Raw genomic sequence first — 25330 nt, 5'->3', positions numbered from 1 at the left:
TGGTAAAGCTTGTAATGCAGCAGAGTAGTATATTAATGTTTCAAACGACGGTATTTGATTCTCGAAGGACGATTGGCCTCATCACCGAGACGCCGCTTTCTGTCAGCCTCGTAATCACTGTAATTTCCTTCTACAAAGACTACCTGAGAATCCCCCTCAAAAGCCATTAAATGCGTACAAATGCGGTCCAGGAACCAGCGATCATGGGAAATAACAATGGCACAACCCGGGAAGTTCAGGATAGCTTCCTCCAGCGAGCGCAGGGTTTCAACATCCAGGTCGTTACTGGGTTCGTCAAGAAGCAGGACGTTACCGCCGCTTTTCAATAGTTTGGCCAGATGAACCCGATTTCGTTCTCCACCAGAAAGCTGCGATAAACGCTTTTGCTGATCAGTGCCTTTGAAATTAAAGCGCCCCACATAGGCACGGGAAGGCATTTGGAAAGATCCGACCTGCATGATATCCAAACCGTCTGAAATTTCTTCCCATACAGTCTTGCTGTCATCCAAATGATCACGGAACTGATCCACATGCGCAAGATTAACCGTCTCGCCAATTCGGATTTCACCGCTGTCCGGCTGTTCTTGTCCAGTCACCATTTTAAGAAATGTGGATTTACCTGCGCCATTAGGACCAATAATACCGAGAATACCGCCTTTTGGTAGCTTGAAACTCAAGTTATCAATCAATAAACGATCGCTGTAAGCTTTTGAAATGTTATTGGCTTCAATTACCAGATCACCCAAGCGATCGCCGGGCGGAATATAAAGTTCGTTGGTTTCATTACGTTTTTGAAATTCTCTGGAGCGCATTTCTTCATAACGGGCAAGTCTTGCCTTACTTTTGGCATGTCTTCCCTTGGGTGACGTTCTGACCCATTCCAGCTCGGCTTTCAATGCACGCTCATGACCCGCCTGCTGTTTTTCTTCCATAGCCAGTCGAGCTTCTTTCTGCTCGAGCCAGGCGCTGTAATTTCCTTTATAAGGGATACCCTCTCCTCTATCGAGCTCAAGGATCCATTCAGCCGCATTGTCGAGAAAATAACGATCATGGGTAACAGCCACTACTGTTCCCGGGAATTCTTCCAGATAGCGCTCAAGCCAGGCGACACTTTCAGCATCCAGATGGTTGGTAGGCTCATCCAGTAATAACATATCGGGACTGGAAAGCAATAATCTGCAGAGCGCTACACGTCGACGCTCACCTCCCGAAAGTTTCTGGATTTTGGCATCCCAGTCAGGCAAACGCAGGGCATCCGCTGCAATTTCCAGCTTTCTATCCAGATCCCAGCCGCCGCATGCTTCAATTTCGTCTTGCAGCACACCTTGCTTCTCGAGAAGACTATTCATCTCGTCATCACTCATTGGCTCGGCAAAACGCATGCTGATCTCATCAAACTGAGTCAGTTTATCTTTAATAGAGGCAACTCCTTCCTCAACAACCGCCTTGACGGTTTTTTCAGGATCAAGCTCAGGCTCCTGAGCCAGATAGCCGATACGGATCCCTGGTTGCGGCCTTGCTTCTCCATCGAAATTCTGATCCACACCAGCCATGATTTTTAATAAGGTGGATTTTCCCGAACCATTTAAGCCCAAAACACCAATTTTGGCGCCGGGGTAAAAGCTAAGGGAAATATCTTTGAGAATGGCTCGTTGATTATCTACTATCTTACTGACCCGGTTCATTGTAAAAATATATTGCGACATTGTGCTCTCGTTATTATCAATTCAACTTATGACCAATCCAGAATAACCTTGCCTGATTGCCCGGAAGCCATTATCTGGAAAGCATCCTGATAAGCATCTACTGGGAAATGATGGGTAATTACCGGAGAAATATTCAGGCCGCTTTGCAACATGGCAATCATTTTATACCAGGTCTCAAACATTTCACGTCCGTAGATCCCCTTGATCACCAGACCTTTGAAAATCACCTGATTCCAGTCGATGGCTGTTTCCTGAGGAGGAATCCCCAGCATGGCCACATGACCGCCATGATTCATCACTTTCATCATGTCATTCAAAGCCATGGGATTCCCGGACATTTCAAGCCCCACATCAAAACCTTCCTGCATACCCAACTCTTCCATTACATCCTTAATGGAACGGTATTTTACGTTCACCGCAGCGGTAGCACCCATTTTACGAGCCAGCTCAAGACGGTGATCATTGACGTCAGTAATCACCACATGCCTTGCGCCGATATGGCGCACAATCGCCACAGCCATAATTCCGATAGGACCGGCACCGGTAATCAGCACGTCCTCCCCCACGACATCAAAGGCCAGGGCACAATGCGTCGCATTTCCGAAAGGATCGAGAATAGAGGCCTGATCAGCGCTTATATCATCCGGTAAAACCAGCACATTGCTGGCAGGCATTGACAGATATTCAGCAAAACAACCCGGACGATTCACACCAACGCCCAGAGTATTACGGCAGAGATGGCGCTTACCAGCACGGCAATTACGGCACATACCACAGGTAATATGTCCTTCTCCGGATACTCTTTGTCCTGGTTTCAAACCTTGGACTTCCCTCCCTACTTCGACAATTTCGCCATAAAACTCGTGACCTATTGTCATTGGAACAGGAATAGTCGCCTGCGCCCAATCGTCCCAGGAATAAATATGAATATCAGTTCCGCAAATCGCAGTTTTATGGATTTTAATTAAAACGTCATTTACACCGTATTCTGGAACAGGAACATCCTGCATCCATATGCCAGGTTCGCGCTTGGCTTTTACCAGTGATTTCATAGTGCTCCCATCGATTTGTCTATATTTTAAAAATCCTCTCTCCCCGCGGGGTAGAGAGGGTTTTCTCTTTATTGAATGACACCAAGCTGTTTTCCAACCTTGGCAAAAGCTTCTACGGCTCGATCCAAATGATGAGTCTCATGAGCTGCTGACATTTGCGTTCTGATTCGGGCCTTGCCTTTTGGTACAACCGGAAAAGAAAAACCAATGACATAAATTCCTTCAGCCAATAATAAATCCGCCATTTTTCCAGCGAGCGCGGCATCCCCAAGCATTACGGGAATAATTGGATGTTCGCCAGGAACCAGATCAAAACCTAGCGCCGTCATTGCCTTGCGAAAATATTGGCCATTTTGTTTTACCTTATTCGCCAATTCATTACTTCGCTCTAATTGCTCAAGAACCGCAATAGAAGAATGAGCGATTACCGGAGCAAGAGTATTTGAGAATAAATAAGGTCTTGAACGCTGTCTTAACCAATCTATGATTACAGCATTGGCAGAAGTATAGCCGCCTGAAGCACCTCCTAGCGCTTTTCCAAGAGTTCCGGTGATAATGTCAATGCGATCTGTCACGCCGCAATACTCCGGAGTACCTCGTCCGGTTTCCCCCATGAATCCCACCGCATGGGAGTCATCCACCATGACCATGGCATCGTATTTATCCGCAAGATCGCAAATAGCAGGAAGATTGGCAATAATACCATCCATAGAGAAAACGCCATCTGTCGCAATTAACCTGAAACGAGCATTTTTGGCGGCAATCAGCTGTTGCTCCAAATCCTTCATATCATTGTTAGCATAGCGATAACGACTCGCCTTGCATAAACGCACGCCGTCGATAATGCTGGCATGATTTAAGGCATCGCTGATAATTGCGTCATCTTCTCCGAGCAGTGTTTCAAATAAGCCTGTATTCGCATCAAAACAGGATGAGTAAAGAATGGTATCTTCCATTCCGAGAAACTCACTGATTTTAGCTTCCAGCATCTTATGAGGCGTTTGCGTTCCGCAAATGAAACGAACAGAGGCCATTCCGTATCCATAGGTTTGCAGGGCTTTTTGCCCCTCTGCAATCAGCTCGGGGCTGTTGGCCAGACCCAGATAGTTATTTGCGCAAAGATTAATGACCTCTTTGCCATTCACTTCGATCGCTGCTTGCTGTTGACTACTAATGATTCGCTCGGACTTATATAAACCTTCTTTTTTCAGGTTATTTATTTCGGAATGCAAATGATCCAAAAATCGCTCAAGCACGCTGTTCTCCCAGATTTAAAAAACTGATGCAATCATAACAAATTCTCTCTTTGTTCACTAGAAGTGAAGAAAATCGATGCAGCACTCAGGGATTTTGCAAAAAAAGAATGAATTATTATGCGGATAATAATCGCGCCCGCTGGTAAATCTTGCTAAAATGCCAGTAACGTTTTAACCTAGGAGCTTCTGAAATTTCAGGCGCGGCATCGTATCACGCCAAATCTCAGCAAGGCCTAAGTCACTTAAGTAGATGGTAAGATTCAATGATTAGTCAAAACGCTCGAATAAATATGGTCAAACAGCAATTAAGAACAGGTGATGTTTTAAATGAAAACATCCTGGCTCTGTATGACAAATTTCCTCGTCATGAATTTGTACCTAAAAATATGCAGGAATTTGCCTACTCCGATATGCAAATCCCGCTACCTCATGGTCAGCGCATGCTCACGCCGCTCGAAGAGGGCAAAATTTTACAGACTTTAAAGCTGAGCGGAAATGAAACTGTTCTTGAAGTCGGAACAGGCACTGGTTTCTTCAGTGCCTTGCTAAGCCAGCTCTGTAAGAAAGTAATTTCAATTGATTATTATGCTGAATTTACCAGTATGGCCAAAAAGAATCTGCAAACGCATCATGTGAGTAATGTCGAGCTAATCACTGGCGATGCGAGCCGCGGCTGGCTTGATAAAGCGCCCTATGAAGTGATCGTATTTACAGGCGCTATTGAAAAAGTCACTGAAACATTACGTCTTCAGCTTCTGCCGGGTGGAAAATTAATTACTATCGTGGGCAGAGAGCCAGTTATGCAATGCCAGCTGCATACTCTTGATCACAATAATCAATGGCATGAAACCTTCCTGTTTGATACTAATATTCCTCCATTGGTAGACAGATTAAAACCCAAAGAATTTGTTTTCTAGGACTTGCTCAATGAAAAAAACGCTTCTAAGCTGTCTTTTGAGTGTGGGTTTATGCACAATTTCCTATTCAGCTGATTTGATGGATATTTACCATCAGGCATTGGAAAATGATCCGATTTTTAAAGAAGCCTACAGCACTTACATGTCCAGTAACGAAGCGCTTCCTCAGGCACGTGCAGCGCTCTACCCTCAGTTGACAACGACAGCTCAGGTTGCGAGGAATGTGGAAGATGTAAGAAGCCAAAGCGCGAGCGTCGAGCAGACCTACAACAGTAATCAATGGCAGGTCACTGCGTCTCAGGCGGTATTCAATTATCAGGCCTGGGCCAAAGTTCAGCAGGCAAAAGCATCCGTTAAAGCGGCACAGGCAACTTTTAATAATTCAGCACAGGATTTGATCCTGCGCACTGCGAAAGCTTATTTTGATGTCCTGTTAGCCAAAGATACGCTTAACTTTGCTGAAGCGAAAAAACGGGCCAACAAAAGACAGCTTGATCAGGCTGAGCAGCGGTTCAAGGTAGGTCTGGACGCGATCACTTCGGTCTATGAGGCCAAGGCAGCTTATGATCAGTCAGTGGCAGAAGTAATCAGTGCGCGAAATAATCAGATTAACCAAAATGAAAATTTACGCAAGCTGACTAATCATGTTTATGAATATCTGGCTCCCTTACGTGACAGCCGCATCCCACTGATTAAACCCGAACCGGATAATGTGAACGAATGGATAGATCTGGGTTTGAACCAGAATTATAATCTCTTTGCAGCCAAGTATAATCTGCTATCGGCACGAGAAAATATTAAGGCTCAGGCTGCGGGCAATTGGCCAACGCTTACCATTCAGGGTAACAGCAGTCAAACGCATAATGCAGCAGGCAATGGTTCTTTCTTCATTCCATCACGACAGAGCAATTCAAATGTTGCACTGGCATTGAATTTTCCTGCCTTCCAGGGTGGTCTGGTTCAGTCACAAACCCGCCAGGCACAGTTTGACTTTCAATCAGCCAGTGAACAACTGGAAAGAACGTATCGCGACGTAGAAGTGAATAGCCGTATTGCCTTTAATACAATTATTGACGGAATCAGTAAGGTGAAGGCCGACCGACAAACGGTGATTTCAACCCAGAACTCTCTGGAAAGTACTGAAGCACAGTTTCAGGTGGGAACCCGTACAATGGTTGATGTGGTGAATGCACAGCAACGTCTGTTTGAAGCGCAGCGGCAGCTCGCCAGTGATCAGTATGATTTGATCAACGCTTTACTGAATTTAAAGTATCTTGCAGGTACTTTGAACGCCAACGACATTGAGGAAGTTAATGCCTGGCTGGCCACAACACGAATAAGCACATTTCCCCCTAACCCGGGGCCAGTTCGACGCCATCCTTAGTTTGGAAGCATTAAGCTTTATTTAATTACTACTTCGACAGGCTATGATGCGCTTAGCCTTCAACAAAACTTGAATTTAGGTTGTATATTATTATGTCATCGACACCCACATTTATCGAAAAAAAACTCTTACATTACACTGGTAAGGCAATTGCAGACTTCAACATGATTCAGCGTGGCGATCGAGTCATGGTATGTTTATCAGGTGGTAAAGATTCTTTCACCTTATTAACTTTACTGCACAGTTTAAAACGCCGTTCAAATCATAAATTTGATCTTTTTGCCTTTACACTTGACCAGGCCCAGCCGGGCTGGGATGATCGGGCGCTGCATGCCTGGCTTCAGGAAAAAGAGATCCCCTATGAAATTTTAACCCGTGATACTTACAGCATCGTCAAAGAGAAAATACCAGAAGGCAAAACTTACTGTTCTCTTTGTTCAAGACTGAGGCGGGGTATTATTTATCGCTATGCCGAAGAGAATGGCTTTACTAAAATCGCTCTGGGCCATCACCGCGATGATTTGATTCGCACCTTAATGATGTCCATATTGTACAATGGCGACATACGTTCCATGCCGCCAAAGCTTTTAAGTGATAATAAGAAACATATTGTAATAAGACCCTTAGCCTATGTTCAGGAAAAAGATATCATTACTTTTGCCAATGAGCAGGCTTTCCCGATTATCCCCTGCACGCTTTGCGGTTCTCAGGAAAATCTGGCAAGAAAAAAAATAGGCAAATTGATTGATCAGCTTGCTGAAGAAAACCCGAAAATTCCCAGTAACATTTTGCATGCCCTGCAAAGCGTTAAACCCAGTCAACTGATGGATCAGGATTTATGGCAATTCAAGAATCTTGAATCGGAACTGCTAACAGCTCATTCAACAGGGGAAGCCGTGATTGATGAGGAATCGATTGCTGAGTTGGAGGGTGTTGAGTAAGGAGTTTTGTCATTTCCGCGAAGATGGATCCCGCCTTTGCGGGGAGTTGTTGCGTAAATGAAAATGGGGGCATAAAAAATCGTCTTTGCGAGCGTCAGCGAAGCAATCCAGCTCCTTGCTTTGTTCAAGCCTCGAGCTGGATTGCTTCACTTTGTTCGCAAAGACAACAGGTTTGCTGCTTGGTTCTATTACACAACAATGCCTCGCGGGGATGACAGTGTGATATACAATTGAAACTAACTTAATACAGGCCCACCCTCTTCAAGCCCTTGCTCTAAAAACTTATTCGCAGAATCCCATACTGAATAGAAAAAGCCAAAGATACAATCAGAAACTGACCAGAGCTTTGCTCGCATGGCAAAATTATTGAGAAGCGCCTGATCCTTCTCTAATAATTCCAATATTGGCAACTGATATAAGCCAGCCATAAAAGCCTCAATATTGAATACCACTCCACTCGCGAGAGAATCATTATACAATCCAAGCATCGTTGAATCTAAATTGACTAATTGCTTATTCTCATGTGTTTGTAACTGCCTGGCACAGCTGCGAATTATTTGCTGGTAAAACGGGCAATTCTGCTCCTCACGCAATAACCATAACATAAGACGATAGTAAGCAATTTTTACATCTGGCTCCGAGATGCTGCATTGCAAATTCCAAAAGCCCTCAATAATCTCAAATCTGGTATCAGACGGTAAATCCCTGGCTTTCAGTTGGGAGAACAGTGTGGCCATTTTCAAAATATCTCTATTTCCTATGGCATTCTCAACTTCAGGCCAGAGCTGTCTGATACGCTGGTCACGTTTGAGGTGTACAGCCATTGTTCTGTAGAATTCTAAAGTATCCTCATCCTCATTAATCCGAAGTTGATATAAATTCTCAGAGGCCAGCGACACTCCATTAATTTTAATATCGATTAAGTTATTACTTTGAATTACCACCCTGGTCAACATGGAGAGACCCATCTTATCCATTCGGCAGTTACACCAAGAGAGATTTTGAATCCTTGCATTTTCAGACAACATCGCTGCAAGTTTTTCTCCAGACTGCATGTTAAAATTTGTATGCCTGAATTCCAGATCCGTAATGGTATTTGAACTTTTGAAAAAATCGGTCAAAACAATAACACTTTGTTCACTCAGCGAACCCAGAATTACTTTTTTCAGATTCCGAGAGTTTTTAATGACTCGAATTATGGCTAAGGCTGTCTCGTGTTCGATAGCGGTTTGACCTTGTAAAACCAGCGTCGTGAACTGGGGAGATCTTTTTTCAAGGCATCGGAGACTATTAGCATTAACGATGTCACCGATCAAATGCAGCTCCGTATTTTTTCTGGTGAAGAACTCAGCCAGCTCAGCAAATAAATCATCATTAATAGAACAGTTCTCAATAAAAAGTGAATTGATGTTGCGATTTTTGTTTAAATAATTTGCAAGTAGTCTGATATGATTTTTCGTTAGATAAAGTTGAGATAATTTGATCTGAGTGCCAGACTGAATTAGCAACTCCTGAAAATTGCTTAGAGATAACAACTGCATGAGGGAACCAGGTATGTTGAGCAGTGCCTAAACTCTCAAACATCAAAATTTATGTCAAGTTAAGAAATATTTCTTTTTTGTAAAGAAAAGGGTTAACAAAATGTGCAAACTGCGCTAACATTGGGGAAAATCACTAAATCTCTGTAGCATTATGACTGAAAACATTATCAACAACATGAGAAAACTACGGGTTTATCGATCTCGCAGTTTTAAATTTGATGTGGTTGCCGCCATCGTAGTGTTCCTGGTAGCAATTCCACTTTGCCTTGGAATTGCTCTTGCATCAGGGGCCCCTCTTTTTGCGGGACTGTTAAGCGGAATAATCGGGGGAGTTGTAGTTGGCAGCCTGAGTGGTTCTCAGGTGAGCGTGAGCGGTCCGGCGGCGGGTATGGCGGCGGTGGTGCTGGCAGCCATCACACAGCTGGGTGATTATAATATTTTCCTGTTAGCACTGGTTCTTGCCGGCATGTTACAAGTGTTAGTAGGCACTTTTAAAGCTGGATTTGTTGCAGATTATGTGCCGTCCAATGTGGTTCAAGGCCTGCTTTGTGCAATTGGTATCTTGCTCATTGTCAAGCAAATCCCTTTTACATTTACTTTATCGACTGAGTCAAAGGAATTACAGGCCCATTTGCTGGAAACGACAGAAAGCTTCTCATTTAGTCCCCTGTCAGACTTAAGTTACCATATCAATACCGGCGCGATCATCATCTCTGTGATTTCTCTGGCCATAATGTTCTATTTTGAAAAAACTAAAACCCAATGGCTTAAGGGAATTCCAGCTCCGATTGTTGTCGTTCTGGCCGGTATTTTACTCAATGAACTGTTCATTACGCTTGGCTCTACCCTTGCTCAAAATAATCCTCATCTGGTCAACATTCCCAAACATGATGGCTTCGCAGATTTCTTCAATCAATTGCAATTTCCTGATTGGTCTGCATGGAAGAATCCAAAGGTTTACCTTTATGCTTTTATTATCGCAACTGTTGCCTCCCTGGAAAGTCTTCTTAATGTCAAGGCAGGTGAAAAGCTTGATACCAAGCATCGCTATTGCTCAAAAGATCAGGAATTAATCGCCCAGGGCGTTGGTAATTTTACCGCAGGCCTGGTCGGAGCAATCCCAATTACTTCAGTTATCGTTCGCACCTCGGTTAATGTGCAGGCCGGCTCAAAAACCAAAATGTCGGCTATTCTCCACGGTGTGTTCCTGTTGCTGGCCGTGATGCTTATTCCAGGATGGTTAAACAAGATTCCTCTATCCTCTTTAGCAGTCATATTGATCTATACCGGCTATAAACTCACTAAACCCGCTATTTATAAATCAGTCTATGAGCAGGGAATGGATCGCTTCATTCCGTTCATCGCGACAGTAATCAGTATCGTCGCATTTAACTTACTGGCAGGAATAAGCATTGGTCTTGCAATAAGCTTATTCTATATTCTTAAAACTAACAGCCAGGCCAGACTGGACATCGTGAAGGAAAACTATCCTAACGGCGTAGTCAACCGTTTGGTACTTCCTCAGCAGATTTCTTTCCTGAATAAGGCCTCGCTGATAAGTGAGCTCAATTCTATTCCGCGAAACTCTCAATTGATTATCGATGCTCGCTATACCAATTATATCGATAAAGAAATTATTGAGCAGATTAAAGAGTTTAAGGATGAGCAAGCGCCTCTGAAACAGATATCGCTCAATCTCATGGGGTTCAAGGAGCATTATGATATTCACAATTACATCGATTTCATCAATGTAACTACCTATGACGTGCTGGCCACACTTGAACCAGTCGAAGTCTTGAACCTGCTGCGTGAAGGAAACCAGCGCTTTCTTAAAGACACGCGTATACACCGTAATCCTAAAATAGATATCAAACAAACGGCCAAAACGCAGCATCCAATGGCCGTTGTTCTCGGCTGTATTGATTCACGTGTTCCGGTTGAAACAATCTTTGATATGAGTTTTGGAGATCTCTTCTGCGTTCGTGTAGCAGGCAATGTGGTTAATGATGACGTGCTGGCAAGTATTGAGTACGCTTGTCACGTAGTAGGCGCCAAACTGATTGTTGTTCTTGGCCACACACGCTGCGGAGCGATTGGTGCTGCCTGTGATAATGTCGAAAAAGGACATATTACCGAATTGCTCGCAAAAATTAAACCAGCGGTAAATGCTGAAACTGAAACGACAGAAAATCGTACGAGTCAGAATGGACAATTTGTAAGCCATGTCACATCGCTTAATATTGCGAACACCCTGCAGCAAATTTATCAGGATAGCGAAATTTTAAGAATTATGCTGGATCAAAATGAAATTGGCATTGTGGGTGCTCTTTACGATGTTGAAAGCGGTCGAGCAAGTTTCGGAGATTATACACATGAATTATCGAAAGTATGCCGCAATACAGCCAATGCTCTCGGCGATAAGATGAAAAACCTGGTAAACAGTAAGTAATTAAATCAGCAGCCCGCTTCGATAATCGGGCTGCTAGTCACACACAGTTCAGATACATCCGGTTTCAACCGGGTTTACTTTAGATGCTGCCAAGCCATTTCAGGCCAATATAGGGCCCATTAAACGCGACATTGGTTTCATCGGCGATATCAACAGAATGCTGGGCGTTAAAATAATTCACCCACATGTAACCTGCATCGGCAGTCAGTACGCCGCTTCCGCATAAATGATTGTATTTGATACCCGTTTTGGCTTCCAGTTCTGGAACTGTGGTCCATTTACTGGACGAAATATACAGGCTTGTTGCTGCTGAGTATCCGTTGGCGTCACTATCACCGACTAATAAAGCAGCTGCACTATTGGCGTAAATGGCAAACGCATCATTGAAGTTGTAGGCCATGTCCATACCGATCCGTGGACCAAATCCTTTAAACTCCAGATTGAATGGATGAACTGCTCCTCCGGTCACGCCATTCTGTATATCATGCTCAAGACGCAAGTACTGAAAACCAGCATGAAAACGAATATCTTTATATTCTCCAAAATCAACATGTTGGCCAAATTCAAAGTTTACTGCATCCCACTTAGGCTCAATCCAGGTGGAGTAAGGGACATTGGCTTCAAAGGTTGAACTATACAAGGTAAAAGAACGACGAGTGCTTTGTTTATAATGATACCAGTTCACATTGATATCATTGCCAGTGTTGAAATGATAAGATCCTTCCAGTTTAAAACCCCAATCCCATTCCGGTTCAAATTCATTCCGAATTTGACGATCGCCGTTCAGTACATAGCCGACATAAACAGCGTTGGCGCTATAACTTGGTTTTAAATACAAGGCCTGAACCCCAAAATCCCAGGCGCTGGATGGGCATGGGACGGTCACATTACCTGGCTGGCAGACAGGTCCCATTGTTCCCGCAAAACCTGCACTGCTTACTGACACTAAAACCGCTAAAGCAGTTTTTTTTTAAATCTAACATGCATTTCTCCATATGACATTTTTATCAATTCGTTCTGATTTCTTTAAAAAAATCGGAAGCATGTTAGCATATTTTTCAGAAAACACATTGCTAATTGTGCAGGCGCCTCCCCTCGGCTTCCCGCATAAAGCCTGAGGGCTCCCCTCATTTTTTCATTCAAATAAATACGTAGCTTATAAGACCAAAATGACTTTAAATAGTGTCGTTTCCGCGTAGGCGGAAATCCATCTTGCAAACAAACGTTAGGAATTACCTTGAGAAATAGATTCCCGCCTTCGCGGGAATGACACGAAAATAGACCTGTTGAGCAATTGTTAAGTCATCCGCTGACTATATAAAAAATGAGGGGAGCCCTCAGGCATAAAGCGGGGAACGTAGGACGAGAGGGTTGAGCTTTTATGTCATCAACTTAGATAGATTGACTAAGCTGGCTACCATGAGCATGGAGTCAGAAAATTTTGTGATACCGAAAAACTACGGTTATTTTTTGATCAATTGACTTGTATAATTGCGCTATCTTATTGAGCGGAGACACCATGGCATATTTTATCAGTGAATCAAAGCATGCTATCAGACTGAATGAAATTAATCATCTGACTGAACTTGTAGGCTGGGGCAAGAATTTCTTTTCTTCACCTGAGAAATGGCAGGTTGTACTTAGTGCTTCCAGCCATATCGCTTATATCAAAGAGCAGAACGAGTTGATCGCTTTCGGACGAATTTTAGAAGACGGACAAATGTGCATGTTTTATGACATATGCGTTCATCCCCAGTATCAAAGACAGAAAATTGGCAGTCTGATTATGAACCATCTGATTAATAAAATTAAAGGACGCGATTTTGTCTCTGTCGGTTTATTTGTTTGGCAAGGTAATGCCAGCGCTAAAGATTTTTATCGGACATTTGGATTTGAGCTATCAACGGCTATGGAACTTAAAAGCGAGATGAAGCCGGTATGATTAAAGAGAGTAAAAACCATGAATAGCATGATGAAACAGCTCAAAAAACACCCTCTTGTTTCGCATTCTGAAAAAATACAAACTTTATGCAACCCATTGCAGCACCTCAATATCAGTACTTTTTCACACATCAGAAGTTACAATGAAAATGATTTTTCATTACTCTGTAATCACCCTGATTTTGTACAGAACTATGCAAAAAAAGAGTATTACAAAGGAGATCCCTGCGTGCAGATCAAGTCTGAATCCATTGATTTTGGGCAGTATATCGTCTGGGATATACTTGATTGTCGCGGCCTAACTGCCGCCATGCTGCAGGATTCAGCTCATTATAATTTCAGGCATGTGTTTACCCTGGTCAAACAAACTGCTGAGTATTCCGACTATTATCATTTTGGCACTCATCTGAGCAATATTGGTATTCATCAAACTTATATCAATAATCTGGATCTGCTTGAGCGTTTTACTCAGTATTTTGAAACAAGAGTCAGTGAGGATGAAGAGTTGTGTAGTGCCTATAGTCAGCGTTTTTCTTTTGAAAAAAACAGCACGGAAGTTGGCAAGCTCCCTGACTGCCATAGGGCCTCTTTTCTACAATCCCTCTCCGGTTCAAGTAAGATGCCTTTAAGTTTGAAAGAAATCGAATGTGCCCAATTACTGATTAGCGGAAAAACCACAAAGGAAATTGCTTTTACCATGAATCTTTCACCAAGAACCATCGAAGACAAGATCGAATCATTAAAATCCAAATACAGAGTGAGGAATAAAAACGAGTTAATTATAAAGCTGCTGGACAATTGAAGTTACTAAGGTTTTCCCGGAGCATTCATCAAACTGTATCATGCCCTGTCATCTCGAACGCAGTGAGCGATCTCCGAATGCTGGCACAAACCAAGATTGAGGAGATCTCTCACTGTGTTCGAGATGACGGCGCTCCTGTGAGTAATGACACAGTTTATGAACTCTCTCGGTTTTCCCAACTAGTTCGGGAAAACCTTGTGATGAGAATAACAACTAACGCAGTGCAATTCTGATTTGGCCCAATCTTGAATTTTCATCCGCATTATCAATAGCTTCCTGCGCTTGGTCAGAATTCAATTGAGCTCCGTTCTTGGTTCGGCTGAAAAACCCGCTTCGATCCAAAGAGTACGAATGGATCTCTTGAACCAATTTGATGTTGTTGATGTCATCCTTGTATGTTTCAGCCAATGCTGCCGCTTTCTTAGATCGACAATTAGGCTTTGCACTGATGTGCTGTTCAATCAAGCCCCGAGTCAATTTATCGTGCTGCTCAAGGAAGTTTGCAGATTTAAGCCATGAGGATTGGCCCTTATATAAAGCCTGATAAATCTTTTTGAATGCTTCAACAAAACGTGCATCTTCTTCCTGTTTGCTTTGGCGGCTATCGGCAGATTTTTCACCTAATGGACTATCTTTCTTTTCAGCTTCAGGAGCTAACTCTTTTGGGACTTTTGCTGCCTCACGCAGAACCTCCAGATCTTCGGGCGCTAATATATTGGCATTTTTCGCAGCTTCATAAGCAGCCACATAACCGCAGGCCACAGGGTCAGCTGGTTTAATCTTGGCAAACAAAGGCAATAAATCCCATCTTTCAGAATGAACAGCCAATTCAATTGGGGTACGATTTTGGTATTTATGTCCTAATGCCCAGGTATCGTCCGCCCTTCTATTAATTTGATTTGCAATTAGCGCTGTGAGAAAGTCATCCTGATTTTTTAGAATGGCAATATGAAATGAGTTAAGCTTATCTTCTTTTGGTCCAAAATGCCAAGTGGGCTGTGCTCCTTTTTGTGCTAAATCGATAGCTAGTTGCCACTTTTCATTATCTGCAGCATAAAGCATTGCTGTACCATATTGAAAGCTGTCTTCTGGATCAGTGCTATGCTGTGTCAGTAATTCTACAGTACTCCAATCTTTACAATGAACGGCAAGCTGTAACGCAGTCATTCCCGCATTTTCCTGCCTGGCTGTTTTAACCCGCAAATCAACTTCTTGTGCCAGCCTGGCGATTTCTTCTTGTCTATTTCTAAGAATTGCCAAATGTAAAAGACTTATCTCTCTGCTGCCATCTTCATTGATTATTAACCATTTAGTATTTGGCTGTACTGTATTAAGTATTTTTTGTGCCAGTTCAATTTGACCCGCAGTGCGTGCACGAATAATGATTTCTGCCAATTGCTGAGGATCATCAGGAGTATTGAACTCATTCAATAAGGCATCAACCAAATACCATTTTTGACTCATTGCAGCGAGGAAAATAGGACTGCTTTCACGAAGTGTAGCCTGATTACAGTTTTGTTTTACAACACCCAGCTGATGAAGTGTTTGAATTTGTTGTATTGCTTCTGCCTGCGCCTCCAGATCGTCGCTATCAGTCGCATCGGCAACGGCACAATGCAGAATAGTCCAGCCCTTCAACTGCTCTGAGCGTGATACATTGTCAATTTTTAAAAGATTAATAGCTAATTCCATGTTGCCGGTTCGGGCTGCAAGAACTGCCTCACGTCCCAATAAATTCGCGTCATCTGCGCTAATTGGGGCAACGTCTAACAAAGCTCGAACTTTATCCCATTCCCTTCTTGAAGCAAAATAAACAATAGGCGTTTGATTTTCTGAATTTTTCTGGCTGAGTTCTGTTTTATCAACCAGACCTTGCAGCATAATCTGCAACTCTTCAATTGTTTGTGCATCAAATAAACTCATTAATTTCTCCGCTAATAGAAACGCTTGTTTATCTCTTAAGGAATGGATAAGAGATTATTTCGTGCCTTATTTTTACACACTGACTACATTTAATCAACAACCAGCTACGTGCCTCGGCTTGTCCGAGGCATCCATAAGTTTCTCAGTCAAGGGCTAATACCGTTAATAATCAGGCTGGACGCTATGGTTTAGATGGATACGATAGCCCTCTGAATCCTAATATAGTTCAACATTTCCTGGATGCCTCGGACAAGCCGAGGCACAAGGGGGAATGAATTAATTGGTGGGAAGACCCAGATCTATCTATACCCAAATCTCAAAGAGTGTTATGGTTTTAGCATGTAGTTTATGGATGAAGTTTTCACAAGGAGTGAATGTGTTTTCTCATGCTGCAAGGAGTGACTCCGCAATTTTAGATACACGCCAGCAACAGACCAATAACATCGTGCTCATTACCTTCTGGAGCCAGTTTGCTGTCTATGCTTTAAATACCATTCTGATTTTATTCCTCACCCGCCCCTTTCTCGAGCATGGTCTCGGATACAGCCATGCTCAGGCTTATGCCTTTATCGGAGTATCGCAGGCAACGGGTTATCTGATGCCTATATTAGGCGGATTTATGGCTGATCAGGTATTAGGGATCAGGCGCTCGATTTTATTAGGTGGTTTTTTACTTGCTTTAGCCTATTTATTTGTAATGCTTAGCGGATACTCCCTCAACGAACATGGTGATAAGCTGTTCATCATGGCTTATGCCCTTGTACCAGTAACTAATTCCCTGTTAATGGGCACTGCTTCAAGCATGGTTTCTCATATTTACAGCGATAATGCCATTAAGGCCAAATCCGCAATGACCTATTACTATATGGCAATCAATGTCGGCGCCTTGCTGGCAACGATGATTGCGCCTGCGCTGCTGGATAGCCGCTATGGGCCCTTGTCGGTACTCACACTCGCCTTCGCTGGAAAATCGATTGCCGCATTGAATTTTGCTAAAAAGTACAGGCTCTATGATAACGTGATTTATGGTCAGGACGCCAAACCCTTCAGCCGAAAAATGGCGGGACGATTAGCAGCCTATATCGCGGGTATCTATTTATTCACCCTCTTTGCTTATTCGCATGTTCAATTATCAATAATTCTGATTAGTATCGGCTGCGGCTTAGGCATTCTCTGGTTTTTAATCAAGACCTTGAAATTGTCATCAACTGCGCGCATAAAACAAATGGTCGCCGTTTTGCTGATTATAGAAGCAATCATATTTTTTGTAATTTATAATCAGATGAACAGCACGCTGGTACTTTTTGCCAAGAGTAATTCTGATCTTCAGCTGCTGGGCCTTAAAATATCGCCTGCTCATTACCAAATACTTAATCCCCTGCTGATCATTTTACTGGGCACTCAGCTCCCGCGTTTTTATCGCCGCATTCCGCGATTTACAATCCCCTATCAATTTGCCAGCGGAACCATACTTGCTGGAATCGCGCTGTTAATTATGGCATTGGCAGGTAGCGTGTCCTCTAATGGGCTTGTAAATGGTAATTTTATTGGTTTGACTTATGTTCTTATCACATTAGCAGAGCTTTGGGTAAGCGCTATTGGACTTAGTATGATCGGACTCTATTGTGACAGCAAGGATCTGGCATTTGCGATGGGCGTCTGGTATCTGGCCAGTTCGCTGTCAAATACGATTGCAGGAAAATTGGCAGGTTTTGTCGCAGTGCCTAAGGATATCCTGGCAATCGACTCACTGCCCATTTATCAAAACTACTATCTTGGCTTTGGAATATCCGCCATTATTCTTGGATTAGTCATGTGGTTCCTGGCGCATCTGATCCAGGGAAATTTAAAGCGGCGCAATATTGAATTGCTGTGATTTTTGTTTTTAATCAAAATCTCAAAGAGAGGCAACTCAAACCACCATCCAGCTTGCGGAACTCACTGCAGTCGATTTCCACAAGCTTGTAACCAAGACTTTTTAAGCGGAGATTAATCATTGAAAATCCGCTGGGTATCAGTACATAGTCGTTCACTACAATGCAATTAGCGGCATAGGTCTCGGAGGAGTCAATAATAATTTGCTTTAAAGACTTCCACTCCGGGTGATTTATTAACTCCCCACTGACTAATAAATTTCCCTTGCCAAGATAGGATACCCCGGTTTTCAGATGTAAAAACTCGGTTAAGGGAATGACTGAAGCAGTGTAGCCATGATTGTGTAAGAGGCTAATTAATTGCCTGGCCCCTTCCATATTGGTCCGCTTCGATAATCCAATATAGAAATGATCTTCAACCCTAAGCACATCACCGGCATCCAATGTTCCCGGAGCCTGAATTTTAACAATATTGGCAGCGTAAAAGCGGCGGATACTCTCTTCGAGAAGACTCACCTCCCCTTGCCGACTCTCGACTCCCGGCCTCGCCAACACAGCGATACGTTCGGTTAACAACGCAGGATCTTCCACAAAGCAGGAATCAGGAAATCTCTCTTCAGGAGGCAAAACCAGCACTTCAACACCGCAGTTTTCGAGTGCATTGATGTATTGCTGATGCTGAAGTAGTGCCAGATGGTAATCAGGAAGGCCTAAATCTGCGCTTGAAATACCTTGAACCATCGATTTGGCTGGAGTGCGAACAATTGCTCGTCTGAACATGGAATTCCCTTTCTTGTGATAAATCTATAATCCCAGGTTATCTTTTTTAAATACGCGATCAGCGCGATAACTGGAGCGAACCATAGGACCCGAGGCGACTTCAAAAAACCCTTTAGCCAGCCCGATTTCTCGAAACTCTAAAAATTTTTCAGGAGTAACGTATCGAATAACAGGCAAATGGTTTTTGGTAGGTTGCAGATATTGCCCCAAAGTCAGGATATCCACATTTTGTGCCCGTAAATCATCCATCGTTTGAATGATTTCCTCATCGGTTTCCCCTAAACCCAGCATGAGGCTGGTTTTGGTCAGCACATCGGGTCGATAGCGCTTTGCAAAAGCAAGCACATCCAGAGTCTGCCAGTAACCCGCACGAATATCACGTACAGGATGAGTTAAGCGCTCTACCGTTTCAACATTCTGCGCGAACACATCCACACCACTGTCCAGCAGTATAGCGACATGCTCCTCAATCCCCTGAAAATCAGGGGTAAGTGCTTCTACCTTCGTTCTGGGGCAACGCTCTTTAATGGCGCGAATAGTATCCGCATAATGTCTGGCTCCGCCATCAGGAAGATCGTCACGATCTACAGACGTTAAAACAACATAATCCAGATTCATCAGTGCGACGGTATTGGCCGAATTTTCAGGCTCCTGAGCATCAAGCCAGCCACGCGGGTTCCCCGTATCCACAGAACAAAAACGACAGGCGCGGGTACAAACAGCTCCCATGAGCATGATAGTAGCGGTTCCATGAGACCAGCATTCCGCAATATTAGGACATTTGGCTTCTTCGCAGACAGTCGCTAAACGGTGTTTTTCAACCTGTTGTTTTACCTGATGGTAGGCAGGACTGGTATTATTAACAATCCGAAGCCATTTGGGTTTTGGTAACCGGGGCGCATCCTCTGCAGCCGATTTGATGCCGTCTTTAATTGCGACGATACCTTGAGAGGTTTTGTATTTTTTGCCGCTCTCTATAACAACAGGAATATCCTTCAGTTTACTCATACCACCGCTACCTGAAAATTAAATCTTCTGATAATCCCAAATCACCAGGCGCAGATCAAGTGAATTTTTGTTTTCCAGCAAATATCAAACGCTTTATAAAAACTGCCGGCTATTCCTGGCTGTTTCTTTTCTTTATAAATTCACGTAATAATCTCGCGTGAGAACCATCACAAAATGGAGGATCTTTTGTTTCCTTACAATGACAAAAGTACACTGTATCCGTAAGCGGCGCCTGGTAGAGCACTCTTTCCTTACAATCCCCTTTATCACAAAACGGTGGCGTCTTTGTTTCCTTGCAACCACACCATTCGTATGTCTGCCCCTCTTCTACATCCCAGGCAATGGGGAAATAAGGAGGAGGCCCTGCATCTTCAGCATCCATTTAGCGCACTCTATAGTATTTTAAGATTTGGGCCACAATAACTGCCAATACTACTGCAGCCAGCATATAAACTGCACTCGCTATGATATAAGGATAGACAATCAGGGTAATACCGACCAGCGATAAGAAGGAATAAGCAAAATATTTAATAAATTGCTCATAACGCAAAGCTCGCTTCATCCGGGTTACTCCATACATAAAAATTGTGGAAAGCCCCAGGAAACACAGGTAAAGAACATTGTAAAGAACAAGCAGTAACTGTTGCTTAATGCTGTCGTATCCTTGTGCTCCGAGCCATTGTTTAAAAATCAAACCGATGTTGGGAGAACATCCCAGTTGATAGACTTGCGCCACTAAAGCGGTGAAAAACACCACCCCGAACAAGGCCACGGCTTCAATTGATTTATTCGTATATTTATAATACGCAAACCCGATTAATGCTCCACCCACTAATATCACGGGAATCCTTAACCAGGGCAACAGGCTATAAAAATGGAGGATATGGCTTTGCTGAATAAAATGCACCACTCCGGCAGTCAATAAAAATAATCCGGCAATTGTTAATCTCTGATAGGTATCTTTACTTGCTACCATGAATGCAAACAATAGCATCACCAGAATGGAGGCACAGGGATTTAAGGCATCAATTGCAGCCATTAAGGGAATCAATGTGCGGGGTGAAGACGATGCACCCTGCTCGATACTGGCTTCCATCATACTGGTGGTCGCCATAGTCCCCAGAATTGAAGAGGTGTTTTTAGTCAGCTGGCCCCGCTTTTCAATCTGTTGTCGGCAAAGCTCCAAACCCTGCATAATCGCTTTTCCGCTGTTAGCCGCTTCGTTAAATCCAACCCATTTTGAATTACAGAAGAAAACCGCTGGTACGGAAAAGTCAGTTGAATCCTGCTGATTGAGGTATTGATTGAAAAGCTCAAGAGATGCTTTGTCCCTATCAATATAATGTCGCTCCACCTTCAACCATTTGTTTTGGGGCTCAATTGATTTGAAGTAGGCATCTTCTTTCTGACAATGAGGACAGGTGGAAGACAAAAAGAGGTCGACCTTGATTGTCACCTTATTATTCGCATCCAGTTCGTACCACTGGCTATCGCTATCTTTGGCCCATGCAAGTGTAATAAAAAAGGAGAAGATGAAGCTGAGTATCCACTGACAGTGCTTAGGCATTGGCTCTTCCATTATCAATTAAAGGTTACTGTAGTAACAGTGCCTTAAAAGTGTAATGGAGAGAAGTTGGAGTTTCAATTAATACGTATGAATATAATTTTCCAGGTGCTCAATAGTTCTTGCTTTATCTTCCAGCAAGTGAAATAGCAAATCACCAATTGACAAAATTGCCGTCAGTTCGCCGTTTTCGGTGATTAGCACATGCCTTCGCTTGGTTTCTGTAATCACTTCCATCGCTTTTTCGATTGGATCATTAACAGTGAGAATACTGACGTTTTTCCAGGCGACATCAATCGCAGGGGTTTTATCAGGAGGCAAATTTCTAAACAGGCATTCGCGGATAATATCGCGCTCACTCACCAGACCCAGCAGACTTTGATCATCGCGAACCACCAAAGCACCAATATCCCCTGTGGTCATCATGTCCACACACTGTGTCACCGTTAAATCCGGTTTAATAAATATAATTTCTCGTCTCGGATGCGGCAAAGCCGAGTATATAAGATGAGCCATAGCAAACTCCCTGCAGAACCTTATTAAGGGGGCATATGTTCAAATATAGCACAGGAAATTATGGTTTTTTTTAAATTAGTGAAACTTTAGATTAGGGCAGCCTGATTGGCTTGCAATAAAGCTACCCTTAAACAGGAGCAATTTTGGATTAGCTAACCACTCGCCATGAACCATCGGCTTGACGGCATGCTCTGCCGTAAATTTCCTGTGTTTTGCCGCCAATTAAAGCGCGGGTTGTATATTCACGACAAGGTTGGGAGTTTGTGTAATAGGTTTTCTGCGGGGTAACGGTGTAAGTGTTACCGCTGTCAGGATTACGCCATACCACTGCTTTTCCGCTCGGAGAACTTTCAAGAGCACGTTGCATTTCCAGACGATCAAGCCTATCCATAGTACGGCCAATATTCCCGCCCAAATAAGCACCTAACAAAGCACCGCCTGCAGCTGCTGCGACCTTTCCTGAACCACCGCCAAACTGGCTGCCGATTAGTCCGCCCACCACGCCGCCGGTTACTGTGCCTACACCTTCATTTGTGACTTGAGCACAGCCTGAAAGCAGGACAGATAAAGATAATGAGGCTAACATAATTTTTTTCATGTATTCACCTTTGATAGGTTGTAAAAACGATGGCCATTTTACCCTAGATTCGTCCATAGGTCTATTTGTTTCCGATGTGTTACAGCTTATCTCTTCGCACCCGCGGCGAAAGCTGGCAAATTAACTCATAGGGGATAGTTCCGGCTGCATCGGCAATGGTTTCAACCGGAATATGGATCCCCCATAATTCCACAGCGTCTCCAACGGCGGCCTCTGGTACATGAGTTAAATCAACCGTCAACATATCCATCGATACCCGTCCAACGATCGGTGCCTGATAACCATTGATCCAAACCGGCGTATTAGCGGCAATGTGGCGAGGATATCCATCCCCGTAACCGACGGCCACTACACCGATCACAGAAGGCTTTGCAGTTTCCCACTCCCCGCCATAGCCTACCCGCACACCTGCCGGGTAATGCTGGACGGCGGTGAGGGAAGACAGGAAACGCATCACCGGTATCAGTCCCAACTCCTGCCCCGAGGAATGTTTGAACGGAGAAATACCGTAAAGCATGATGCCTGGCCGCACGACCTCTGCGTGACTATCAGGTAAAGAGAGAATCGCTGCTGAATTGCCAATGCTTTTTACCAGTGGAAATTCAGGCAAACGCAAATCAAAAAATCGCCCTAATTGCTCTTGGTTCGCTGGATTATTTAACTCATCGGCACAGGCAAGATGGGTTATAAGACCAATTTGTCGATCAACCCAGGGGCAGGCGTGCAAAGCATTTAATACGCCATACACATCGCCCATTGCAAAACCCAGACGATGCATTCCGGTATTGACTTTTACCCATACACGCACTGGTTTGGGCAGCGCCTGAGCCAGCAGCCATTCCAACTGATAAGGCTGGTGTATAACCACCTGCAAATTATGCTCAACCACCAGCGCCAGCTCATCCTGATTAAAAAAACCCTGAAATAAAATACAATCGGTATAGGCACCTAGCGCCTTAATCGCTAAAGCTTCTTCAATGCAAGCCACTCCAAAACCATCCACATGGCCCTCAAGCACAGGAATGACCGATGGCAGCCCGCAACCATAGGCATTCGCTTTCACCATTGCGATAATTTGTCTGCCCGGAGCATGACGTTTGACTTGCTGTACATTATGCAGCAGGGCTGTCGCATCAATTTGAACTTTTGTCGGCCTTGTCACTAGTCCATCCCCTGATAGCCGGTATACGCCAGATCTTCAAAGCGAGTGTATTTACCAAGAAAGGCCACTCTCACCTTACCAATTGGACCATTTCTCTGCTTGGCAATGATAATTTCGGCCGTTCCTTTATCCGGACTGTCTTCGTTGTAAACTTCATCCCGATAAATGAAACAGATTAAGTCTGCGTCCTGCTCAATAGCACCCGACTCCCGCAAGTCAGACATAACCGGACGTTTATCCTGACGCTGCTCAAGGCTTCGGTTTAACTGGGATAAAGCAATAACCGGCACATTCAATTCTTTTGCCAGGGCTTTCAAACTTCGCGAAATTTCTGAAATTTCTGCAGTTCTGTTTTCCGCCTTGAATCCAGGCACTTTCATCAACTGAAGATAATCCACAACAATTAATCCAAGCTGGCCATGCTCTTTCGCCAGGCGTCTTGCTCTCGCTCTCATTTCGGAAGGGCTAAGCGCCGCCGTATCATCGATAAATAAGGGGGCTTCAGACAGTAAGTGAACTGCGGAGGTCACTCGCGGCCAATCATCCTCTTCCAGTTTTCCGGTCCGGATTCGATGCTGATCAATTCGGCCAAGCGAGGACATCATCCTCATAGCCAGTGAATCCGAGGGCATTTCCATTGAAAACACCAGAACATTTTTCTTTCCCTGGATTGCGATATTTTCAGCCATATTCATAACCAGAGTGGTTTTACCCATGGAAGGTCGTCCCGCAACAATGATCAGATCAGAAGGCTGAAGACCGGATGTCATTTCATCCAGATCGCTCAAACCAGTTGCCATCCCGGTGATTGCATCGCCGTTGTGATAAAGCGCATCAATTTTTTCAATCGCTTTGGTAATGATCGTTTTAATGCTCTCTGGTCCGCCATTGCCCCCTGTCTGCTCAGCAATAGCGAACACCCTGGTCTCAGCCAGATCCAGAAGTTCACTGACTTCACGACCAACGGGATTGTAAGCAGAGTCCGCTATTTCACCCGCGATATTGATCAATTGTCTTTGAACTGACTTCTCTCTGACAATATCAGCATAGGCAGAGATATTGGCCACGCTGGGCGTATTATTGGCTAATTCAAAAAGATAGGTTTCACCGCCTGCATTATCCAGTTCATTTCGGGATTTTAAATTATCGAGCAAGGTAACTACATCAAAAGGCTGTTCGCGTTTGGAGAGATCAACAATGCTGCGAAATAAAATTCGATGTTCGGAACGGTAGAAATCTTCTTCACATAATTTGGTACTGACCTTATCCCAAGCCTGATTATCAAGCATCAGCCCACCAATAATAGACTGCTCAGCCTCTGCTGAGTGCGGCGGCCTCTTCAAGGTATCGACAGGAGGAGTATTTTTGCGAGATTTTGCCTCAAGCATATCAAAACCTGATAATAAAAATCCCTATTGTAATCCCCAAAATAAAAAAAGGCACACAATTGTGTGCCTTTTATGCAAAAAAGTTCAGGTTTATCTGACCCAAACCTGAGTGCGTCCCAAAGCAGAAACCCCTACATAACCACGAACATAGAGTTTATTGCCTTGTAATGTCATTTTGGCACGATATACTTTTCCAGATTTGGGATCAAGAATCGAACCACCACTCCACTCACCATTACCCTGATCTTTTAAGCCCCATACAAAGGTCAAACCTTTAATGGGTTTTCCTTTAAATCCACCTGGGCATTTTGAGCAAATACCCGTATCACCTGCTTGTGGATACACTTTAATGATGGTGCCGCTTAATGTTCCACCAGATACATTAATCCGCACAACTGCTCTCTTTTGGCCTGTCGCATCATCAATAGTGGTCCAGGTTCCTGCGGGTGATGCACCGGCAAAGGCAAGAGGAGCGAGCAGGGTTAATAAGGCAGATGTAAGCAACACTTTCCATTGTTTCATTTGGGA

At 43.8% G+C, this 25330-nt stretch carries 22 protein-coding genes; 7 read left to right on the top strand and 15 right to left on the bottom strand.

What is annotated here, in order from left to right; genetic code table 11:
• Positions 1-32 precede the first annotated feature (32 nt).
• The 3 genes from ettA to E1O89_RS01340 all read right to left on the bottom strand — a co-directional run bounded on the left by ettA (position 33) and on the right by E1O89_RS01340 (position 4014).
• Positions 33-1706, bottom strand: a complete 1674-nt coding sequence (gene ettA, locus E1O89_RS01350) for an energy-dependent translational throttle protein EttA (RefSeq protein WP_133138591.1) — start codon at positions 1704-1706, stop codon at positions 33-35.
• Positions 1707-1732: 26 nt separating this feature from the next.
• A complete protein-coding gene (gene tdh, locus E1O89_RS01345; protein ID WP_058508686.1) occupies positions 1733-2758 on the bottom strand; it encodes an L-threonine 3-dehydrogenase in 1026 nt (341 codons plus the stop codon).
• Between the two features lie 68 nt (positions 2759-2826).
• A complete protein-coding gene (locus E1O89_RS01340; protein WP_133138590.1) occupies positions 2827-4014 on the bottom strand; it encodes a glycine C-acetyltransferase in 1188 nt (395 codons plus the stop codon).
• A gap of 263 nt (positions 4015-4277) precedes the next feature.
• Between E1O89_RS01340 and E1O89_RS01335 the strand changes: the two genes are divergently transcribed.
• The 3 genes from E1O89_RS01335 to ttcA all read left to right on the top strand — a co-directional run bounded on the left by E1O89_RS01335 (position 4278) and on the right by ttcA (position 7256).
• A complete protein-coding gene (locus E1O89_RS01335; RefSeq protein WP_133138589.1) occupies positions 4278-4931 on the top strand; it encodes a protein-L-isoaspartate O-methyltransferase family protein in 654 nt (217 codons plus the stop codon).
• Between the two features lie 10 nt (positions 4932-4941).
• Entirely contained in the window at positions 4942-6315 is a 1374-nt protein-coding gene (locus E1O89_RS01330) for a TolC family outer membrane protein (protein WP_133138588.1), read from the top strand.
• Between the two features lie 92 nt (positions 6316-6407).
• On the top strand, positions 6408-7256 hold the full coding sequence (ttcA, locus tag E1O89_RS01325) for a tRNA 2-thiocytidine(32) synthetase TtcA (RefSeq protein WP_133138587.1): 849 nt from the start codon (positions 6408-6410) through the stop codon (positions 7254-7256).
• Positions 7257-7492: 236 nt separating this feature from the next.
• Here ttcA and E1O89_RS01320 read toward each other — a convergent pair whose 3' ends face one another.
• A complete protein-coding gene (locus E1O89_RS01320; protein WP_133138586.1) occupies positions 7493-8797 on the bottom strand; it encodes a hypothetical protein in 1305 nt (434 codons plus the stop codon).
• 151 nt (positions 8798-8948) lie between these two features.
• Here E1O89_RS01320 and E1O89_RS01315 point away from each other — a divergent pair, with 151 nt between their 5' ends.
• The gene (locus tag E1O89_RS01315; protein ID WP_133138585.1) at positions 8949-11246 is read left to right on the top strand and encodes a bifunctional SulP family inorganic anion transporter/carbonic anhydrase; all 2298 of its coding nucleotides are present in this window, start codon (positions 8949-8951) and stop codon (positions 11244-11246) included.
• A gap of 79 nt (positions 11247-11325) precedes the next feature.
• Here E1O89_RS01315 and E1O89_RS01310 read toward each other — a convergent pair whose 3' ends face one another.
• A complete protein-coding gene (locus tag E1O89_RS01310; RefSeq protein WP_165483036.1) occupies positions 11326-12159 on the bottom strand; it encodes an Lpg1974 family pore-forming outer membrane protein in 834 nt (277 codons plus the stop codon).
• Positions 12160-12765: 606 nt separating this feature from the next.
• Between E1O89_RS01310 and E1O89_RS01305 the strand changes: the two genes are divergently transcribed.
• The gene (locus tag E1O89_RS01305; protein ID WP_133138583.1) at positions 12766-13188 is read left to right on the top strand and encodes a GNAT family N-acetyltransferase; all 423 of its coding nucleotides are present in this window, start codon (positions 12766-12768) and stop codon (positions 13186-13188) included.
• An 18-nt stretch (positions 13189-13206) separates the two neighbouring features.
• Positions 13207-13989 (top strand): helix-turn-helix transcriptional regulator, encoded by a 783-nt coding sequence (locus E1O89_RS01300; RefSeq protein WP_133138582.1) that lies wholly within the window; start codon positions 13207-13209, stop codon positions 13987-13989.
• A gap of 213 nt (positions 13990-14202) precedes the next feature.
• Here E1O89_RS01300 and E1O89_RS01295 read toward each other — a convergent pair whose 3' ends face one another.
• A complete protein-coding gene (locus E1O89_RS01295) occupies positions 14203-15912 on the bottom strand; it encodes an ankyrin repeat domain-containing protein (protein ID WP_133138581.1) in 1710 nt (569 codons plus the stop codon).
• 352 nt (positions 15913-16264) lie between these two features.
• On the opposite strand from E1O89_RS01295, the gene E1O89_RS01290 reads away from it, so the two are divergent.
• Complete coding sequence (locus tag E1O89_RS01290) at positions 16265-17788, top strand: peptide MFS transporter (RefSeq protein ID WP_133138580.1); 1524 nt, start codon at positions 16265-16267, stop codon at positions 17786-17788.
• A 13-nt stretch (positions 17789-17801) separates the two neighbouring features.
• Here E1O89_RS01290 and E1O89_RS01285 read toward each other — a convergent pair whose 3' ends face one another.
• The 9 genes from E1O89_RS01285 to E1O89_RS01245 all read right to left on the bottom strand — a co-directional run bounded on the left by E1O89_RS01285 (position 17802) and on the right by E1O89_RS01245 (position 25324).
• A complete protein-coding gene (locus E1O89_RS01285; RefSeq protein ID WP_133138579.1) occupies positions 17802-18566 on the bottom strand; it encodes a dimethylarginine dimethylaminohydrolase family protein in 765 nt (254 codons plus the stop codon).
• A gap of 24 nt (positions 18567-18590) precedes the next feature.
• Positions 18591-19574, bottom strand: coding sequence for a lipoyl synthase (gene lipA, locus E1O89_RS01280; RefSeq protein WP_133138578.1), 984 nt, complete (start codon positions 19572-19574; stop codon positions 18591-18593).
• Between the two features lie 109 nt (positions 19575-19683).
• Entirely contained in the window at positions 19684-19956 is a 273-nt protein-coding gene (locus E1O89_RS01275) for a CDGSH iron-sulfur domain-containing protein (RefSeq protein WP_133138577.1), read from the bottom strand.
• On the bottom strand, positions 19957-21141 hold the full coding sequence (locus E1O89_RS01270) for a hypothetical protein (protein WP_133138576.1): 1185 nt from the start codon (positions 21139-21141) through the stop codon (positions 19957-19959).
• A 78-nt stretch (positions 21142-21219) separates the two neighbouring features.
• Positions 21220-21654, bottom strand: a complete 435-nt coding sequence (locus E1O89_RS01265; protein ID WP_112219944.1) for a cyclic nucleotide-binding/CBS domain-containing protein — start codon at positions 21652-21654, stop codon at positions 21220-21222.
• A 148-nt stretch (positions 21655-21802) separates the two neighbouring features.
• Entirely contained in the window at positions 21803-22252 is a 450-nt protein-coding gene (locus E1O89_RS01260) for an RT0821/Lpp0805 family surface protein (RefSeq protein ID WP_112219943.1), read from the bottom strand.
• Positions 22253-22331: 79 nt separating this feature from the next.
• On the bottom strand, positions 22332-23414 hold the full coding sequence (alr, locus tag E1O89_RS01255; protein WP_133138575.1) for an alanine racemase: 1083 nt from the start codon (positions 23412-23414) through the stop codon (positions 22332-22334).
• Entirely contained in the window at positions 23414-24802 is a 1389-nt protein-coding gene (dnaB, locus tag E1O89_RS01250; protein WP_058508720.1) for a replicative DNA helicase, read from the bottom strand. The genes alr and dnaB overlap by 1 nt, the downstream gene beginning before the upstream one ends.
• Positions 24803-24892: 90 nt before the next feature.
• On the bottom strand, positions 24893-25324 hold the full coding sequence (locus tag E1O89_RS01245; protein ID WP_133138574.1) for a DUF2147 domain-containing protein: 432 nt from the start codon (positions 25322-25324) through the stop codon (positions 24893-24895).
• Positions 25325-25330 lie beyond the last annotated feature (6 nt).

Origin of the sequence: Legionella genomosp. 1, assembly GCF_900640215.1 — a bacterium.
Lineage (GTDB): Bacteria > Pseudomonadota > Gammaproteobacteria > Legionellales > Legionellaceae > Legionella_C > Legionella_C quinlivanii_A.
Note: the sequence above shows the minus strand (reverse complement) of the source record. Positions and strands in the feature narration are given on the sequence as shown.

Bases quoted from the DNA above. Each gene is read 5' to 3' on its own strand.
- E1O89_RS01260 (WP_112219943.1), bottom strand. From the start codon at position 22,252: ATGAAAAAAATTATGTTAGCCTCATTATCTTTATCTGTCCTGCTTTCA.
- tdh (WP_058508686.1), bottom strand. From the start codon at position 2,758: ATGAAATCACTGGTAAAAGCCAAGCGCGAACCTGGCATATGGATGCAG.
- E1O89_RS01265 (WP_112219944.1), bottom strand. From the start codon at position 21,654: ATGGCTCATCTTATATACTCGGCTTTGCCGCATCCGAGACGAGAAATT.
- E1O89_RS01245 (WP_133138574.1), bottom strand. From the start codon at position 25,324: ATGAAACAATGGAAAGTGTTGCTTACATCTGCCTTATTAACCCTGCTC.
- E1O89_RS01315 (WP_133138585.1), top strand. From the start codon at position 8,949: ATGACTGAAAACATTATCAACAACATGAGAAAACTACGGGTTTATCGA.
- dnaB (WP_058508720.1), bottom strand. From the start codon at position 24,802: ATGCTTGAGGCAAAATCTCGCAAAAATACTCCTCCTGTCGATACCTTG.
- E1O89_RS01275 (WP_133138577.1), bottom strand. From the start codon at position 19,956: ATGGATGCTGAAGATGCAGGGCCTCCTCCTTATTTCCCCATTGCCTGG.
- E1O89_RS01330 (WP_133138588.1), top strand. From the start codon at position 4,942: ATGAAAAAAACGCTTCTAAGCTGTCTTTTGAGTGTGGGTTTATGCACA.
- E1O89_RS01320 (WP_133138586.1), bottom strand. From the start codon at position 8,797: ATGCAGTTGTTATCTCTAAGCAATTTTCAGGAGTTGCTAATTCAGTCT.
- lipA (WP_133138578.1), bottom strand. From the start codon at position 19,574: ATGAGTAAACTGAAGGATATTCCTGTTGTTATAGAGAGCGGCAAAAAA.
- E1O89_RS01270 (WP_133138576.1), bottom strand. From the start codon at position 21,141: ATGCCTAAGCACTGTCAGTGGATACTCAGCTTCATCTTCTCCTTTTTT.
- E1O89_RS01305 (WP_133138583.1), top strand. From the start codon at position 12,766: ATGGCATATTTTATCAGTGAATCAAAGCATGCTATCAGACTGAATGAA.
- ettA (WP_133138591.1), bottom strand. From the start codon at position 1,706: ATGTCGCAATATATTTTTACAATGAACCGGGTCAGTAAGATAGTAGAT.
- E1O89_RS01285 (WP_133138579.1), bottom strand. From the start codon at position 18,566: ATGTTCAGACGAGCAATTGTTCGCACTCCAGCCAAATCGATGGTTCAA.
- ttcA (WP_133138587.1), top strand. From the start codon at position 6,408: ATGTCATCGACACCCACATTTATCGAAAAAAAACTCTTACATTACACT.
- E1O89_RS01295 (WP_133138581.1), bottom strand. From the start codon at position 15,912: ATGAGTTTATTTGATGCACAAACAATTGAAGAGTTGCAGATTATGCTG.
- E1O89_RS01310 (WP_165483036.1), bottom strand. From the start codon at position 12,159: ATGGGACCTGTCTGCCAGCCAGGTAATGTGACCGTCCCATGCCCATCC.
- E1O89_RS01335 (WP_133138589.1), top strand. From the start codon at position 4,278: ATGATTAGTCAAAACGCTCGAATAAATATGGTCAAACAGCAATTAAGA.
- E1O89_RS01300 (WP_133138582.1), top strand. From the start codon at position 13,207: ATGAATAGCATGATGAAACAGCTCAAAAAACACCCTCTTGTTTCGCAT.
- E1O89_RS01290 (WP_133138580.1), top strand. From the start codon at position 16,265: ATGAAGTTTTCACAAGGAGTGAATGTGTTTTCTCATGCTGCAAGGAGT.